29 protein-coding genes are annotated in these 15887 nt (G+C 33.5%); all 29 read right to left on the bottom strand.

Annotation, left to right across the window (positions count from 1 at the left end; genetic code table 11):
• Positions 1-17: 17 nt before the first annotated feature.
• The 29 genes from rplM to rpsC all read right to left on the bottom strand — a co-directional run bounded on the left by rplM (position 18) and on the right by rpsC (position 15882).
• Entirely contained in the window at positions 18-452 is a 435-nt protein-coding gene (gene rplM, locus CKL_RS01270) for a 50S ribosomal protein L13 (RefSeq protein ID WP_011988837.1), read from the bottom strand.
• Positions 453-630: 178 nt separating this feature from the next.
• Positions 631-1365: a tRNA pseudouridine(38-40) synthase TruA gene (truA, locus tag CKL_RS01265; RefSeq protein ID WP_011988836.1), complete on the bottom strand. Its 735-nt coding sequence runs from the start codon at positions 1363-1365 to the stop codon at positions 631-633.
• The gene (locus CKL_RS01260; RefSeq protein WP_011988835.1) at positions 1362-2174 is read right to left on the bottom strand and encodes an energy-coupling factor transporter transmembrane component T family protein; all 813 of its coding nucleotides are present in this window, start codon (positions 2172-2174) and stop codon (positions 1362-1364) included. Before CKL_RS01260 ends, truA begins: the two co-directional genes overlap by 4 nt.
• Positions 2175-2186: 12 nt before the next feature.
• Positions 2187-3041, bottom strand: a complete 855-nt coding sequence (locus CKL_RS01255; RefSeq protein ID WP_011988834.1) for an energy-coupling factor transporter ATPase — start codon at positions 3039-3041, stop codon at positions 2187-2189.
• A complete protein-coding gene (locus CKL_RS01250; protein ID WP_011988833.1) occupies positions 3026-3871 on the bottom strand; it encodes an energy-coupling factor transporter ATPase in 846 nt (281 codons plus the stop codon). The genes CKL_RS01255 and CKL_RS01250 overlap by 16 nt, the downstream gene beginning before the upstream one ends.
• A gap of 130 nt (positions 3872-4001) precedes the next feature.
• Positions 4002-4343, bottom strand: coding sequence for a 50S ribosomal protein L17 (rplQ, locus tag CKL_RS01245; protein ID WP_011988832.1), 342 nt, complete (start codon positions 4341-4343; stop codon positions 4002-4004).
• 48 nt (positions 4344-4391) lie between these two features.
• Positions 4392-5339 carry a DNA-directed RNA polymerase subunit alpha gene (locus CKL_RS01240; RefSeq protein ID WP_011988831.1) on the bottom strand — a complete coding sequence of 316 codons (948 nt, stop codon included), beginning with the start codon at positions 5337-5339 and terminating at the stop codon, positions 4392-4394.
• 65 nt (positions 5340-5404) lie between these two features.
• Positions 5405-6025 (bottom strand): 30S ribosomal protein S4, encoded by a 621-nt coding sequence (gene rpsD, locus CKL_RS01235; RefSeq protein WP_011988830.1) that lies wholly within the window; start codon positions 6023-6025, stop codon positions 5405-5407.
• A gap of 22 nt (positions 6026-6047) precedes the next feature.
• On the bottom strand, positions 6048-6446 hold the full coding sequence (gene rpsK, locus CKL_RS01230; protein ID WP_011988829.1) for a 30S ribosomal protein S11: 399 nt from the start codon (positions 6444-6446) through the stop codon (positions 6048-6050).
• Positions 6447-6463: 17 nt separating this feature from the next.
• On the bottom strand, positions 6464-6835 hold the full coding sequence (rpsM, locus tag CKL_RS01225; protein ID WP_011988828.1) for a 30S ribosomal protein S13: 372 nt from the start codon (positions 6833-6835) through the stop codon (positions 6464-6466).
• Between the two features lie 185 nt (positions 6836-7020).
• Positions 7021-7134 carry a 50S ribosomal protein L36 gene (gene rpmJ / locus CKL_RS01220; RefSeq protein WP_011988827.1) on the bottom strand — a complete coding sequence of 38 codons (114 nt, stop codon included), beginning with the start codon at positions 7132-7134 and terminating at the stop codon, positions 7021-7023.
• Between the two features lie 17 nt (positions 7135-7151).
• On the bottom strand, positions 7152-7370 hold the full coding sequence (gene infA, locus CKL_RS01215) for a translation initiation factor IF-1 (RefSeq protein WP_011988826.1): 219 nt from the start codon (positions 7368-7370) through the stop codon (positions 7152-7154).
• 101 nt (positions 7371-7471) lie between these two features.
• A complete protein-coding gene (gene map, locus CKL_RS01210; RefSeq protein WP_011988825.1) occupies positions 7472-8221 on the bottom strand; it encodes a type I methionyl aminopeptidase in 750 nt (249 codons plus the stop codon).
• A complete protein-coding gene (locus CKL_RS01205) occupies positions 8218-8871 on the bottom strand; it encodes an adenylate kinase (protein WP_011988824.1) in 654 nt (217 codons plus the stop codon). The genes map and CKL_RS01205 overlap by 4 nt, the downstream gene beginning before the upstream one ends.
• Positions 8872-8892: 21 nt before the next feature.
• Entirely contained in the window at positions 8893-10173 is a 1281-nt protein-coding gene (secY, locus tag CKL_RS01200) for a preprotein translocase subunit SecY (RefSeq protein WP_011988823.1), read from the bottom strand.
• Position 10174: 1 nt separating this feature from the next.
• Entirely contained in the window at positions 10175-10615 is a 441-nt protein-coding gene (rplO, locus tag CKL_RS01195) for a 50S ribosomal protein L15 (protein WP_011988822.1), read from the bottom strand.
• A gap of 23 nt (positions 10616-10638) precedes the next feature.
• Positions 10639-10818, bottom strand: a complete 180-nt coding sequence (gene rpmD / locus CKL_RS01190) for a 50S ribosomal protein L30 (RefSeq protein WP_011988821.1) — start codon at positions 10816-10818, stop codon at positions 10639-10641.
• A 12-nt stretch (positions 10819-10830) separates the two neighbouring features.
• Complete coding sequence (rpsE, locus tag CKL_RS01185) at positions 10831-11328, bottom strand: 30S ribosomal protein S5 (protein WP_011988820.1); 498 nt, start codon at positions 11326-11328, stop codon at positions 10831-10833.
• A gap of 17 nt (positions 11329-11345) precedes the next feature.
• Positions 11346-11705 carry a 50S ribosomal protein L18 gene (rplR, locus tag CKL_RS01180; RefSeq protein WP_011988819.1) on the bottom strand — a complete coding sequence of 120 codons (360 nt, stop codon included), beginning with the start codon at positions 11703-11705 and terminating at the stop codon, positions 11346-11348.
• Between the two features lie 18 nt (positions 11706-11723).
• The gene (gene rplF / locus CKL_RS01175; RefSeq protein WP_011988818.1) at positions 11724-12266 is read right to left on the bottom strand and encodes a 50S ribosomal protein L6; all 543 of its coding nucleotides are present in this window, start codon (positions 12264-12266) and stop codon (positions 11724-11726) included.
• 76 nt (positions 12267-12342) lie between these two features.
• Positions 12343-12741 (bottom strand): 30S ribosomal protein S8, encoded by a 399-nt coding sequence (gene rpsH / locus CKL_RS01170; protein ID WP_011988817.1) that lies wholly within the window; start codon positions 12739-12741, stop codon positions 12343-12345.
• A gap of 32 nt (positions 12742-12773) precedes the next feature.
• Positions 12774-12959 (bottom strand): type Z 30S ribosomal protein S14, encoded by a 186-nt coding sequence (locus tag CKL_RS01165; protein ID WP_011988816.1) that lies wholly within the window; start codon positions 12957-12959, stop codon positions 12774-12776.
• A 12-nt stretch (positions 12960-12971) separates the two neighbouring features.
• Positions 12972-13517, bottom strand: a complete 546-nt coding sequence (gene rplE / locus CKL_RS01160) for a 50S ribosomal protein L5 (protein WP_011988815.1) — start codon at positions 13515-13517, stop codon at positions 12972-12974.
• Positions 13518-13540: 23 nt separating this feature from the next.
• Positions 13541-13858, bottom strand: a complete 318-nt coding sequence (gene rplX, locus CKL_RS01155) for a 50S ribosomal protein L24 (RefSeq protein WP_011988814.1) — start codon at positions 13856-13858, stop codon at positions 13541-13543.
• Positions 13859-13876: 18 nt separating this feature from the next.
• A complete protein-coding gene (gene rplN / locus CKL_RS01150; protein WP_011988813.1) occupies positions 13877-14245 on the bottom strand; it encodes a 50S ribosomal protein L14 in 369 nt (122 codons plus the stop codon).
• A 25-nt stretch (positions 14246-14270) separates the two neighbouring features.
• On the bottom strand, positions 14271-14525 hold the full coding sequence (gene rpsQ / locus CKL_RS01145; protein WP_011988812.1) for a 30S ribosomal protein S17: 255 nt from the start codon (positions 14523-14525) through the stop codon (positions 14271-14273).
• Between the two features lie 19 nt (positions 14526-14544).
• Entirely contained in the window at positions 14545-14760 is a 216-nt protein-coding gene (gene rpmC, locus CKL_RS01140; RefSeq protein ID WP_011988811.1) for a 50S ribosomal protein L29, read from the bottom strand.
• Entirely contained in the window at positions 14750-15193 is a 444-nt protein-coding gene (gene rplP, locus CKL_RS01135; RefSeq protein ID WP_011988810.1) for a 50S ribosomal protein L16, read from the bottom strand. The genes rpmC and rplP overlap by 11 nt, the downstream gene beginning before the upstream one ends.
• A 17-nt stretch (positions 15194-15210) precedes the next feature.
• Positions 15211-15882, bottom strand: a complete 672-nt coding sequence (gene rpsC / locus CKL_RS01130) for a 30S ribosomal protein S3 (RefSeq protein ID WP_011988809.1) — start codon at positions 15880-15882, stop codon at positions 15211-15213.
• Between the last annotated feature and the right edge of the window lie 5 nt (positions 15883-15887).

Below are 15887 nucleotides of genomic sequence, written 5' to 3'. Positions count from 1 at the left end.
CTCCTTCCAGCTTTACCCTAATATTTTAATTCTAATACTTCTGGTTTTTGAGCTTCGTTATTGTGCTCAGTACCTCTATATACTTTTAATTTCTTCAACATCTTTCTTCCCAATACTCCTTTTGGAAGCATTCTTCTTACAGCTTCTTGAAATACAAATTCTGGTTTCTTATTTAAAGCTTCTCTATATGGAGTTTCTTTTAATCCGCCAGGATATAATGAATGATGCCTCAGCATTTTTTGATCCAACTTTTTACCAGTCAAAAGTACTTTTTCAGAATTTATTACTATTACAAAATCACCTGTATCCACATGTGGTGTAAATATAGGTTTGTGTTTACCTCTCAACACTGAAGCAACCTGACTTGCCACTCTTCCGAGGGGTTTTCCGGCAGCATCAACAACATACCATTTTCTTTCAATCTGTTCAGCTTTTGCTATATATGATTTCATGGCTTTCCCGTTATATGATTAACGGTTTTCAACTCCTCTCTTATCTCTAATCTTACAAAAATGAAATTTATAAAACTCGAATATACTTATTCTCTATATAAAGATCCGGGGCTAATGAATCCTTTATACTCAAAATACAAACATTTATATTATAATACAATGCTCCTGGCGTGTCAATCTAATAAAATACTTTTTCCAAGCAGAGTCCCTTAGCTGGTACAGGCTTTCCTGCCTTTGCTCTGTCCTTAGATTCTAAAATATATTTTACATATTCTATACTAAACCTTCCTAATCCCACTTCTAAAAGAGTTCCAATTATTATCCTCACCATATTATATAAAAACCCATCTCCAACAATATTAAATTTAATTATATTTTTCTCTTTTAAAACCGTTAGTTCTTTTATAGTTCTAATAGAAGATCTAGCTGTACTTCCTTTTTTTTTAAATGCGGAAAAATCATGAGTCCCTATAAAATACTCACAGGAATTTTTTATTTTTTCTATATCCAATTTTCTTCTAAAGTAGTACACATATTGCCGTCCAATAACTGGTGGTCTGTCTCCTGTTACTATAGTATAACTATACTCTTTGCCTGTTGTAAAATATCTAGAATGAAAACTACTGTCTACCTCTTTTGAATCCAATACAGCTATATCTTCAGGTAATAATGTATTTAACACCATTTTAATATTTGAGGTAGGTATTTTACTGGCAGTAAAAAAATTACACACAAATCCCCTAGCATGTACACCTGCATCTGTTCTACTAGAACCGATAACTGGTGAAAATTCACCTGTAGCTTTTTCAATTGCCTCTTCTAATCTCTGTTGAATGGTAATAGCATTATATTGTCTCTGCCATCCAGAATAATTTGTACCATCATATTCTATGACCAATTTTATATTTTTCACTTGCCCCACCATATTCTGCTCAATATGGAAATACAGACTAACACTAGGGCGCATAAGGAAGCTATAAAATCCCTATTACTTAATTTAAGCTCTTTCATTCTAGTTCTGCCATCCCCTCCTCTGTAGCATCTAGCTTCCATGGCCATAGCTAATTCATCAGCTCTCCTAAAAGAACTTATGAAAAGCGGAACTAAAATAGGAACTAAATTTTTAGCTTTCTGTATAAGATTTCCCGATTCTAAGTCGGCTCCTCTTGCGATTTGTGCCTTCATTATTTTATCTGTCTCATCCATTAAAGTAGGTATAAACCTTAATGCTATAGTCATCATCATAGCTAATTCATGAGAAGGTACTCCTATTTTACTTACCGGTTTTAAGAGTTTCTCTATTCCATCAGTCAATTCAATGGGAGAAGTAGTTAAAGTTAGTAGTGATGTTCCTATAATTAAAAACACAAGCCTTAATGCCATAAATGCAGCCATAATAAGCCCTTCTCTATATACCACTAAAAATTTCCATTTAAACAAGGGCGGATTAGCTCCTCCAGTCATAAATATATTTAATACTGCAGTTATAAGAACCAATATAAATATAGGTTTAAGGCCCTTATATATATATGTAAATTGCACTTTGGACACAAGTATTGAAATCAGGGTGAATACTACTATAAATATGTATCCTTTAAAACTATTCACTATAAATAAATCCACAATGTATATTAAAGATATTAATATCTTAACTCTTGGATCTAATTTATGTATAAAAGAATCACCAGGTACATATTGGCCTATTGTAATATCTTTAATCATTTCATAGCTCTCCTAACCTTTATTTAGTAATCTGAGTATTTCTTCTTTTGCCTGTTCTATAGTAAATATGTCTTCTGATATATTTATTCCTTTATGTTTAAGCTTTCTTACCATATAAGTCACCTGAGGTACTGCAAGTCCTACACTTTCCAAAGTATCAATTTCCTTAAAAACCTGTACTGGCGACCCATCAAGTATACACTTTCCATTGTGCATTACAATTATTCTATCTGCAAGTTTAGCTACATCTTCCATACTATGAGATACTAATATTATGGTCAACTTATATTCTTTCTGCAGACTTTTTATTTCTCCTAGGATATCATCTCTTCCCTTAGGATCTAGGCCTGCCGTGGGCTCATCTAATATAAGAACTTTAGGTTCCATAGCAACTACACCTGCTATAGCAACTCTTCTTTTTTGTCCTCCGCTTAAATCAAAAGGGGATCTATCTTTATATTCCTCATATTTTAAGCCAACTATATTCATAGCTCTTTTTACTCTATTATTTATATCATCATCACTTAATCCCAAATTTTTAGGACCGAAAGCAATGTCTTTTTCTATAGTTTCTTCAAATAATTGATATTCAGGATATTGAAATACAAGCCCTATTTTTTTTCTTATAAAACTTAAATTAATTTTCTTTTCAGTTATGTCCACTCCATCTACTATTATTTTTCCTGAATTTGGTTTTAATAATCCATTTACATGCTGTATTAATGTTGATTTTCCTGAACCCGTATGTCCTATTAAAGCAACAAACTCTCCATCTTTAATTTCAATATTTACATCATCCAATGCTTTCTTTTCAAAAGGCGAATTTTTCATATATATATGAGTTAGATTTTCTATTTTAATCGACATAGTTCACTCACCATCTCATCTATAGTTAATATATCCGATCTTATATCCACTCCATTAGCTTTAAGTTCATAGGCCAATTCCGTCATCTGCGGCACATCAAGTCCCATATCCTTCATTTTGCGTACCTGACTAAATATTTTTCTTGGAGTACCTTCCATTATAATTTTTCCCTCATCCATGACAATTATTCTATTTGCTTCTACTGCTTCTTCCATATAATGTGTAATTAAAATCACTGTCATATTATACTTACCATTTATTTCTTTTATAGTATTCATTACTTCCCGTCGTCCTGAAGGGTCCAACATAGCAGTAGATTCGTCAAATATTATACAATCCGGCCTCATAGCAAGTACCCCTGCTATAGCTACTCTCTGCTTTTGACCACCTGAAAGTAAATGAGGTGCATATCTTTTATATTCCTGCATATTTACTCTCTTTAAACAATCATCAACCCTTAATCTTATTTCTTCAGGAAGCACTCCTAAATTTTCTGGTCCAAAAGCTACATCTTCTTCTACAATAGTGGCAACTATTTGGTTATCTGGATTTTGAAAAACCATTCCTGCTTTATTTCTTATATTCCATATATTCTTTTCATCACATGTATCAAAATCTTCTACATAAACTTTTCCACCAGTGGGAATTAAGAGAGCATTCATGTGCTTAGCTATAGTAGATTTCCCTGAGCCATTCCTTCCAAGAATCACAAGAAATTCTCCTTTTTTTACTTCAAAAGTAACATGATCTACAGCTAATTTTGAATTTCCTTTATCAGTATCTTCATACTTATAACTTACATCTTTACATAATATCATATTTTTATCCACAGAAAACACCTCTCTAATTTGATAAGATAGAATCAAATCTTCGTTTTTACTTAAATTCTAATTCCCCTGTAAATTTGCTTTTGTTCTATATAAAAACAGGGTTAAGCTAGCTTTACTTAACCCTTAAATTTTATACTAACTCCAATATAACTAACTCTGCCCCGTCTCCTCTTCTTGGTCCTATCTTATACATTCTAGTATAACCACCATTTCTTTCTGCATATTTAGGAGCTATATTAGTAAATAAATTTTTTACAACTTCTTCTTCAGTTACAAAAGAAAGTACCTGTCTTCTAGCATGAAGATCGCCTCTTTTTGCAAGGGTAATCATCTTTTCAGCTAAACTTCTCGCTTCCTTTGCTCTAGTTACCGTTGTCTGTATTTTTCCGTGCTTTAAAAAACTAGTGACTAGATTTCTTAACATCGCCCTTCTATGATCAGATGGAAGTCCTAACTTACGATGCTGTGCCATTTATATCCCTCCTTACTACATGTATATATCCGTTCATTTTAGTAATTTTTAGTCTTCATTTTGCTTTAATGATAATCCTAATGTATCAAGCTTTTGTTCAACTTCTTCTAGAGACTTTTTACCCAAATTTCTAACTTTCATCATATCATCCATGGTTCTCTCAGTTAATTCTTGTACTGTATTTATTCCAGCTCTCTTTAAACAATTATAACTTCTTACAGAAAGATCCAATTCTTCTATGGCCATTTCAAGAACCTTTTCTTTCTTGTCTTCTTCTTTTTCTACCATTATTTCAACATTATTAGCATGATCTGTAAGAGTCATAAATAATTTAAAATGCTCTATAAGAATCTTAGCCGATAAACTTACAGCTTCATCTGGCAATATAGTACCATTAGTCCAAACCTCCAGAGATAACTTATCATAATCAGTTATTTGACCAACTCTTGTATTCTCTACATTGAAATTAACTCTCTTAATAGGAGTATAAATAGAATCTACAGGAATTGTACCTATAGGCATATCCTCAAACTTATTTCTTCTTTGAGAAACATATCCTCTGCCTCCATTAACAGTTATCTCCATATAAAGCCTACTATTTTCATCTAAAGTAGCTATATGTAGCTCTCCATTAATTATCTCAACATCGCCATCGGTCTTTATATCCCCTGCGACAACCTCTCCAGGTCCCTGTGCATCTATATATATAGTTTTAGTACCATCACCATTCATTTTTAAGGCCAGTTCTTTTATATTTAGAATTAACTCTGAAACATCTTCTTTTACTCCACGAACAGTCGAAAATTCATGAAGCACGCCATCTATCTTAACATGGCTAGCAGCAACTCCTGGAAGGGAAGAAAGGAGAATTCTTCTAAGAGCATTCCCAAGAGTAGTACCATAACCTCTCTCCAAAGGCTCTACTACGAACTTGCCATAATTACCATCTTCACTAGTTTCAACACATTCTATTTTGGGTTTTTCTATTTCTAACATGAATATAACCCTCCTTCTATTTATCTAATAATGTATCTCCTGAGGGCAACTGATTCCATAATTAATTACTTACTATACAACTCTACAATTAATGTTTCGTTAACAGGAACATCTATTTCTTCTCTCATAGGTTCTCTAATAACCCTTCCTTCAAAATTCTCAATATTTCCTTCTAACCAAGTTGGTAAAGTTTTTGGGTTTTCTGCAAAAGTTTTAAATTTTTCTGATGATTTGCTGCCATCTTTCACGCTTATAGTATCATTCACTGACACTTTGAAAGAAGGAATATTCACCTTTCTTCCATTAACCTTGAAATGTCCATGAGTCACCAATTGTCTAGCCTCTGTTCTTGACTGACCATAACCTAATTTATAAACTACATTGTCAAGTCTTGTTTCTAATAACACTAACAAATTTTCACCTGTTATACCTTTTTTTCTGTCGGCCTTATCATAATATTTTCTAAATTGCTTTTCTAATAAACCATATATTCTCTTAGACTTTTGTTTTTCTCTTAATTGTAAACCATAATTGGATACTTTTTTTCTTCCCTGTCCATGTTGTCCCGGCGCATAGCCTCTCCTTGAAAATCCACATTTATCTGTATAACATCTATCCCCTTTAAGGAACAACTTTAAGCCTTCTCTCCTGCAGAGTCTACATACCGCTCCAGTATATTTTGCCATTAAATTTTACACCTCCTATTAACTAAACTCTTCTTCTCTTTGGTGGTCTGCATCCATTGTGTGGTATTGGAGTAACATCTTTAATTAAAGTGACCTCAAGTCCTGCTGCTTGAAGTGATCTTATCGCTGCTTCTCTGCCAGATCCCGGTCCTTTAACATATACTTCAATACTTTTCAAACCATGTTCCATAGCCGCCTTGGCTGACGTTTCAGCTGCCATCTGTGCCGCAAATGGAGTACTTTTTCTAGAACCTCTAAACCCTAAGCCGCCTGCACTAGCCCAGGATAGAGTATTTCCAGCAGCATCTGTAATTGTAACTATTGAGTTATTAAATGTTGATCTAATATGCGCACAGCCATGCTCAACATTTTTTCTTTCCTTTTTTCTTCTAGTTGTTCTTTTAACTCTTCCAGCTGCCATCTTTTTCCCTCCTTAAATTATTTAGATTTTTTCTTAGCTCCTACAAGTTTCTTAGGTCCTTTTCTAGTTCTCGCATTAGTTTTTGTTTTTTGTCCTCTAACTGGAAGACCTTTTCTATGCCTTATACCTCTATATGAACCTATCTCTATCAATCTCTTTATATTAAGTGCTACTTCTCTTCTTAAGTCACCTTCAATTTTGAGATTCTTTATATAATTTCTTAATAAGTTAACTTCTTCTTCTGTCAAATCTTTAACTCTCGTATCTGAATTTACTCCTGTTTCTTTCAAGATTTTTTGAGAAGTAGGTAATCCTATGCCATATATATAAGTTAAACCTATTTCAACTCTTTTTTCTTTGGGTAGGTCAATACCTGCTATTCTTGCCATTAAAATTTACACCTCCTGGTTATATAATCTGTAGCATTAAGTTTGTTTATTATATAAAGTTCTAAAGCCAACAGAATACTTATTATTCTGTTGCAGCCGCACTTCAAAACATAATTACTTCATAAATCATGAAAACATAATTTTACTTAAAAATCATCGAACATCTATCTAAAATTTATAATAGTTTATCCCTGTTTCTGTTTATGTCTAGGATTTTCACAGATAACCATTACTCTTCCTTTTCTTTTTATGATCTTACATTTTTCACATATAGGCTTAACTGACGGCCTCACTTTCATAGCTAACCCTCCTTAAATTACTTTGCTCTCCAGGTTATTCTCCCACGAGTTAAATCATAAGGAGAAAGTTCTACTGTAACCTTATCACCCGGTAATATCCTTATAAAATTCATTCTTAATTTGCCAGATATATGTGCTAATATTTTATGTCCGCTTTCTAATTCTACTTCAAACATTGCATTAGGTAAAGCTTCTAAAACTGTACCTTGCATTTCAATAACGTCGTCTTTTGACATAAGGTAATCAAACCTCCTTATTATTGTTGGCCATAAAAACTTTTTACTTTAAATTTAACACCGGCCAACAGCATATCAACACTTTAATTAGAGTTAATATTTTATATTAAAGTCAATATTTCTGGACCATTTTCTAAAATAGCAATGGTATTTTCATAATGGGCTGATAAACTTCCGTCCGTAGTAACAACAGTCCAATTATTAGATTGTGTTTTTACATTATACCTTCCCATATTTACCATAGGTTCTATAGCCAATGCCATGCCTTTTACAAGCTTAGGTCCCCTGCCCGGCCTCCCATAATTAGGTATTTCAGGTTTTTCATGCATATTACTTCCAATACCATGGCCCACATAATCTCTAACTACAGAAAAACCAAACCCCTCTACATATTCTTGAACAGCAGCAGATATATCAGTCAATCTATTTCCTAATACTGCTTTTTCGATGCCCTTAAAAAAGCTTTCTTTTGTTACTTCAATTAACTTTTCTGCCTCAGGGGAAACTTTACCAACCGCAAAGGTTCTTGCCGCATCTCCATGATATCCATCTAGTACTGCTCCACAATCAACACTTATTATATCGCCTTCTCGCAAAACTTTATTTTCAGATGGAATTCCATGAACTACTTCTTCATTAACAGAAGTACATATAGAAGCCGGAAAACCATAATATCCTTTAAATGATGGTTTTGCATTACGTTTTATTATATACTTCTCTGCAATTCTGTCCAATTCTTTAGTAGTTATTCCTGGCTTTACTGCATTTTTAATTTCTAACAATGCTTCACCTACAAGTCTACCCGCACGTCTCATAAGTTCAATTTCCCTATCTGTTTTAATTATTATCATTTACAAACAGCCCCTAGAGCACTTTTTGCTCTTTGAAAAACCTGATTTATTTCTCCACTGCCTTCTATGGTTGAAATCACACCTTGTTTTTTATAATAATTAATTAAAGGTTCTGTCTGTTTTTCATATACATCTAATCTATCCTTCACAGTAGATTCTGTATCATCTTTTCTCTGTATAATATCATTATTACATATATCACACTTATCTTTCAGTTTAGGAGGATTAAACTTTACGTGATAACTTGCGCCACAAGATGGGCAGATTCTCCTACCTGTCATTCTATCAAAAATCAATTCTCTAGGAACATCTATAAGTAAGACCATATCTATTTTATTATCATTTGCATTTAAAAAAGAATCTAAAGCTTCAGCTTGATACACAGTTCTTGGAAATCCATCTAATAAAAATCCACTTTCACAATCATCCTCACTCAATCTGTCTTTAACTATGTTTATAGTAACTTCATCAGGTACCAACTGACCTTTATCTAAATATTCTTTAGCTTCAATTCCAAGAGGAGTCTTATCTGAGATATTTTTTCTAAAAATATCCCCTGTAGATATATGCGGTATGGAATACTCTTCACTAATAAATTTGGCTTGAGTTCCCTTTCCTGCTCCTGGAGGACCTAATAAAATTATTTTCATCTATACCATCCCCAAACTTTTTTAATTCAAAAATCCATGATAATGACGTACCAGTAATTGTGACTGCAATTGTCTTACCGTCTCAATAGCAACATTTACTATAATAAGCAATCCTGTTCCACCAAAATATATACCTTTAAAGTTAGTATAGGTTTCTGCTAATATAGGGGATATTGCTATTATTCCAGCAAAAGCTCCTCCTAAAACTGCTACTCGCGCTAAAACTCGTTCTATATATATAGCTGTAGGTTCTCCTGGTCTTATTCCTGGAATAAACCCGGAAGACTTATTCATATTTTCAGCCATTTCTTCTGGCTTGAGGGTTACCTCTGTATAAAACCATGTAAAGAAAATCGTCAACAGAAAATAAAGCACAGGATATTGCCAATTACTTTCTTTAAATGGACTGAATGCACTTGCTGTTACAAATTGAGCAAAAGCAGAATTTGGCCAGAATTGACCTATGGTCATTGGAAATTGCATGACAGATATAGCAAATATAATTCCAATAACAGCTGCACCATTTACATTAATAGGAATATGTGTTGATTGACCTTTATACATTCTTCCTGCATTGGTTTTACCTGCATACTGTATGGGAATTCTTCGTTCTGATAAACTCATGACCACTACTGCCACAAATAATAAGATTATCACTGCTATAAATCCTATTGTCTCTACGAAATTAACTATTTCCACTTCTTGAAGTTTTAACATTCCTGATACTGCAGATGGAAATCTAGAAATAATATTCACAAATATTATGAGAGAAATTCCATTGCCTATACCATGTTCTGTGATTTTATCTCCAAGCCACATAAGAAAAGTTGACGCTGTAGTTACTGTAAATATTATCATAAATATACTTAATTTATTTCCCGGTTCTACAAGGGCACCTGCTCTACTTATTATAGCATATATACTAAATCCTTGAACTACTCCAAGAGGTATTGAGGCATATCTAGTGTATTCTTGTATTTTCTTTCTTCCTTCTTCTCCCTCTTTAGATAATTGCTCTAAACGAGGCACTGCAACGGTTAGAAGCTGCATTATAATGGAAGAATTAATAAACGGAATAACTCCCATAGCAAATATACTGAATCTACTAAATGCACCTCCTGATAAGAGATCATAAAATCCTAATAATGAGCCACTGCCAGTTAATTCTGTTAACTTGGAAGTGTCTATCCCCGGAACAGCAATAAAATTTCCCACTCTAAAAATTATTACCATAAATAGTGTAAACAGTATTCTCTTCCTTAGTTCTGGAACCTTCCAAGCATCACGCAAAGTTGATAGCATATTATATCACCTCTACTTTTCCTCCTGCTGCTTCTATTTTTTGTGCTGCAGCTTTTGTAAATTTAACTGCCTTTACTGTAAGCTTCTTTTGCAATTCACCATTTCCAAGTATTTTTAAACCGTCTTTAGATTTTCTAATCATTCTTTTCTCTATCAATAGCTCTGGTGTAATTTCTGTTCCATCCTCAAATATATTTAATCTCTCAACATTTAGTTCTGAATACTGTTTTGCAAATATATTAGTGAATCCTCTCTTTGGAACTCTTCTATAAAGTGGCATTTGTCCGCCTTCAAATCCTATTCTTACTCCACCGCCAGCTCTAGCTTTTTGTCCTTTTTCACCTTTTCCAGCATTTCTTCCAAGTCCTGAACCAGTACCTCTACCAATTCTTTTTCGTGACTTTCTGGATCCTTCCGCTGGTTTTAACTCATGAAGTTTCATATTTAACTTACACCTCCCTTATACTATACTTCTTCTACTTCTAAAAGATAGCTAACTTTTTTAATCATGCCCTTTATTTGAGGGTTATCCTCATGTTCTACAACTTTTCCTATTTTTTTTAGTCCTAGAGCATTAACAGTGGCAATATGATCTTTTTTTCTTCCTATTAAACTTTTTTTCAAAGTTATTTTAAGTTTAGCCAAAGATATTCCCTCCTAACCTAAAATCTCTTCGACAGTTTTACCTCTAAGACTAGCTATATGTTCTGCTGTCTTTAGCTTCGACAAACCATCAATGGTAGCATTTACCATATTTCTCGGATTATTAGAACCAACAGATTTTGCTCTAACGTCTTTCAATCCTGAAAGTTCAAGAACTGCTCTTGAAGGGCCACCTGCTATAATTCCCGTTCCTTCACTAGCTGTCATTATAAATACTTTTCCTGTTCCAAATTGGCCAGTTATATTATGTGGTACTGTAGTTCCAATTATCGGAACTTCAATCAAATTCTTCTTTGCATCTTCTATTCCTTTTCTAATTGCCTCAGGTATTTCTATAGATTTTCCAGTTCCTACACCTACATGACCGTTCTCGTCTCCAACTACAACTAGGGCGCTGAATCTAAAATTTCTACCACCTTTAACAACCTTAGCAACTCTGTTTATGAACACAACTTTTTCTTTAAGATTTAAAGTGCTAGGATCGATCCTCATTTATTTCCCTCCTTATTTTAGAACTGTAGTCCACCTTCTCTTGCTCCTTCTGCAAGATTTTGTACTCTTCCGTGATATATATATCCGCCTCTATCAAAAACTACTTCTTTAATTCCTTTTTCAATAGCCTTATCAGCTATCATCTTACCAACAACTTTTGCTGCTTCCTTATTACTTCCATTACCTTTAAAATCTTTATCTACACTTGAAGCAGAAACTAGAGTTGTTCCTTTTATATCATCTATTATTTGAGCATATATATTTTTTTCACTTCTATATACTGAAAGTCTTGGTACCTCACTGGTTCCAAAAATTTTTTTACGAACTCTTAGATGACGTTTTTTTCTCAGCTTTTTCTTATCATATTTTTTAAACATGAAACTCACTCCTTTCTACTACTTCTTACCCGTTTTTCCTTCTTTACGTCTTATAACTTCATTATCATACTTAATTCCTTTTCCCTTATAAGGCTCAGGTTTTCTCCATGACCTTATATCTGCCGCAACATTTCCAACCAGTTCTTTATCAATACCTTTTATTACAACTTTTGTGGCAGCTGGTGTTTCAAAAGTTACTCCTTCAACTGCTTCTATCTCAACTGGATGTGAAAATCCTAAATTCATAACTAATTTTTTCCCTTGCAATTGAGCTCTATATCCTACACCGATTAATTCCAATGTTTTTGAATATCCCTCAGTTACGCCTACAACCATATTATTTATCAATGCTCTAGTTAATCCATGAAGGGATCTAGATTTCTTTTCATCATCATTTCTTGTAACTACTACTGAATTATCTTCAACAGCAATATTAATATCTTTTGCCATAGCTTTCACAAGCTGGCCTTTACTTCCTTTTACGGTAACCACATTATCTGGTGTTACGGTAAAAGTAACGCCAGCTGGAATAGCTATTGGAAGTTTTCCTATTCTTGACATAATTACACCTCCTGTACTCCTCGTTTAGCAATAAATATAATTTATATCTTTTATAAATTTTATAATATACCTAGAACTACCATATGTAGCAAAGTACTTCTCCACCTACACCTAATTTTCTCGCCTCTCTATCTGTAACAATTCCTTTAGAAGTAGATATTATTGCAACTCCTAGACCATTTAAAACTTTAGGAATTTCTTCTTTTCTACAATAAACTCTTAATCCCGGTTTAGATATCCTCTTAAGTCCAGTTATAACTCTCTCTTTATTCTTACCATATTTCATTGAAAGTCTTATCATATTAACAGAACCATCTGCATATTCCTCTAAATTTTTTATATACCCTTCCTGAAGCATTATGTTTAATACTGCCTTTTTAATAGTTGAAGAAGGTACTTCCACTACTTCATGTCTAACAACATTGGCATTTCTTATACGTGTAAGTAAATCTGCTATAGGATCAGTCATTACCATTGATTGTGCCTCCTTTCATCAATAACTAATAATTACCAACTTGCTTTTTTACAACCTGGTATTTCACCTTTATATGCTAATTCTCTAAAACATATACGACATATACCATACTTTTTTAACACAGCATGAGGTCTTCCGCATATTCTACATCTTGTATAAGCTTTAGTCGCATACTTAGGCGTCTTTTTCCATTTTTCTATTAAAGCTTTACGCGCCACATTTCTCCCTCCTTATTTTTGAGCAAATGGCATTCCAAATAATCTTAATAATTCTTTTGCTTCCTCATCAGTATTGGCAGTAGTAACAAAAACTATATCCATACCTCTAACTTTGTCTATTTTATCATATTCTATCTCAGGAAATATTAATTGTTCTTTAATTCCTAATGAATAATTTCCTCTACCATCAAAAGATTTATCAGATACTCCAGAAAAATCTCTAACTCTTGGTAATGCAACATTCATCAGTTTATCTGCAAATTCATACATATATTGCTTTCTTAATGTAACTTTACACCCTATGGCCATATTTTCCCTTAATTTAAAATTCGCTATAGATTTTTTTGCCCTGGTGAGCACTGGTTTCTGTCCTGTAATTATAGTTAAATCATTAACTGCTGATTCTAAGACTTTTGGATTATCTTTAGCTTCTCCCACACCCATATTTATAACTATTTTTTCAAGTTTTGGTGCCTGCATTATATTTTTATAACCAAATTTGTCCATTAATGCTGGAACTACTTCTTTTTCATACTTTTCCTGTAACCTTAAACTCATACTTTGGGCCTCCTTTCAAAGATTTATAGTGTTTCTCCGCACTTTTTACATACTCTAACTTTTGTTCCATCCTCTAATATTTTATGACTTATTCTAGTTACACTTTTGCATTTTTCGCAATACAGCATTACTTTTGAGCTATATATAGCAGCTTCCTTACGAATTATGCCACCTTCCATATTTTGCTTGTTAGGTTTCTGATGTTTCGAAACTATGTTAATACCACTAACAAGGACTTTACTCACTTTAGGCATTACAGCTAAAACTTCGCCTGTTTTTCCTTTATCTTTTCCAGAAATAATCATAACCGTATCTTTTTTTCTAACATGTACTTTTGCCATTGCAGCCACCTCCTTACTTTATAAAACTTCAGGTGCTAATGATAATATTTTTGTAAAATCTTTATCCCTTAGCTCTCTTGCAACCGGTCCAAAGATACGAGTTCCTCTCGGTTGTTTATCTTCTTTTATTATAACAGCAGCATTCTCATCAAATTTTATATATGAACCATCGGTTCTCCTCAGGCCTCTTGCAGATCTAACAATAACAGCCTTAACAACTTCTCCTTTTTTAACAACACCGCCTGGTGTTGCACTTTTAACGCTAGCAACTATTATATCACCAATGTTTCCCCATTTTCTTTTGGATCCACCTAAAACTCTTATACACATAATTTCTTTGGCTCCAGAATTATCTGCAACCTTCAATAATGTCTGTTGCTGAATCATTAAAAACACCCTCCTTTCAGCTATACTATTTAGCTTTTTCTACTATTTCTACAAGCCTCCATCTTTTATCTTTTGATAAAGGTCTAGTTTCCATTATTAATACTTTATCATTATTTTTTGCCTCATTATTTTCATCATGAGCTTTAAATTTACTAGTCTTCTTAATTATTTTTCCATATAATGGATGGCGAACTCTATTTTCAACTGCCACCACTATAGTCTTATCCATTTTATCAGAAGTAACTGTTCCTATTCTAGTTTTTCTATATCCTCTTTCCACGAATAAACCTCCTTTCAACCTATTGTTCAAACGCCCTTAGCTCTTTTTCTCTAAGGATGGTTTTAATTTGGGCTATAGATTTTTTAACTTCCCTTATTCTCATAGGATTCTCCAATTGACCTGTTGCCAATTGAAACCTTAAATTAAATAATTCTGATTTAAGATCCTGTACCTTTTCCTGTAAGTCTTGAGGGCTACTGCCTTGTCTTAGTTCCTGTAATTCTCTAGCCTTCATCGCTTTCACCACCCACTTCTTCAAAATCTCTCTTTGTCACGAATTTAGTTTTTATAGGTAATTTGTGTGATGCAAGTCTCATTGCTTCTCTGGCTGTCTCCTCTGGAACACCTGATAATTCAAACAATATTCTGCCTGGTTTAACAACTGCTACCCAATATTCTGGTGAACCCTTACCGGAACCCATACGTGTTTCTGCAGGTTTTTCTGTAACAGGTTTATCAGGGAAAATTTTTATCCAAAGTTTTCCTCCTCTTCTAATATATCTATTTATAGCTATTCTAGCTGATTCTATCTGATTATTTGTTATCCAAGCACATTCCGTAGCCTGTATAGCGTAATCTCCATATGCTATAGAATTACCCCTTGTAGCTTTGCCTTTCATTCTACCTCGCTGTACCTTACGATGCTTCACTTTCTTAGGCATTAACATATGTTATTCCTCCTTCCCTATGCTTTAGCTTCTTCCTTGTTCTCAACAGGTTTTTTGACAGGAAGCACTTCTCCTTTATATACCCATACCTTTACTCCTATTTTACCGTATGTAGTATCTGCTTCTGCAAACCCATAATCTATATCGGCCCTTAAAGTCTGTAACGGAATTGTTCCTTCATGATAGGATTCTGATCTTGCTATTTCAGCACCACCAAGTCTTCCTGAACACGTAGTCTTAACTCCTTTAATTCCCGATTTCATTGCTCTTTGTATTGTCTGCTTCATTGCTCTCCTAAAAGAAATTCTTTTTTCAAGCTGCAGTGCTATATTTTCTGCCATAAGTTGAGCATCAGCCTCCGCTACTTTTACCTCAACTATATTTATAAGTATAACTTTATCTGGAACTATCTTCTTCAATTCCGTTTTCAAAGCTTCAATTCCCTGACCGCCTTTTCCTATTATCATTCCAGGTTTAGCTGTAAATATATTCAACTTAATTCTTTTAGCTGCTCTTTCAATTTGAATCTTTGAGATTCCTGCTATGGCGCCTTTTTTCTTTACAAATTTTCTAATTTTATTATCTTCAACTAGATTATCTGCGAAATTTTTTTTATCTGCATACCATTTGGCATCCCATTCTTTAATTATACCAACCCTTAAGCCGTGCGGATGTACTTTTTGTCCCATCTGTT

Origin of the sequence: Clostridium kluyveri DSM 555, from assembly GCF_000016505.1 — a bacterium.
Lineage (GTDB): Bacteria > Bacillota > Clostridia > Clostridiales > Clostridiaceae > Clostridium_B > Clostridium_B kluyveri.
This window is presented reverse-complemented; position numbering and strand designations above follow the sequence as displayed.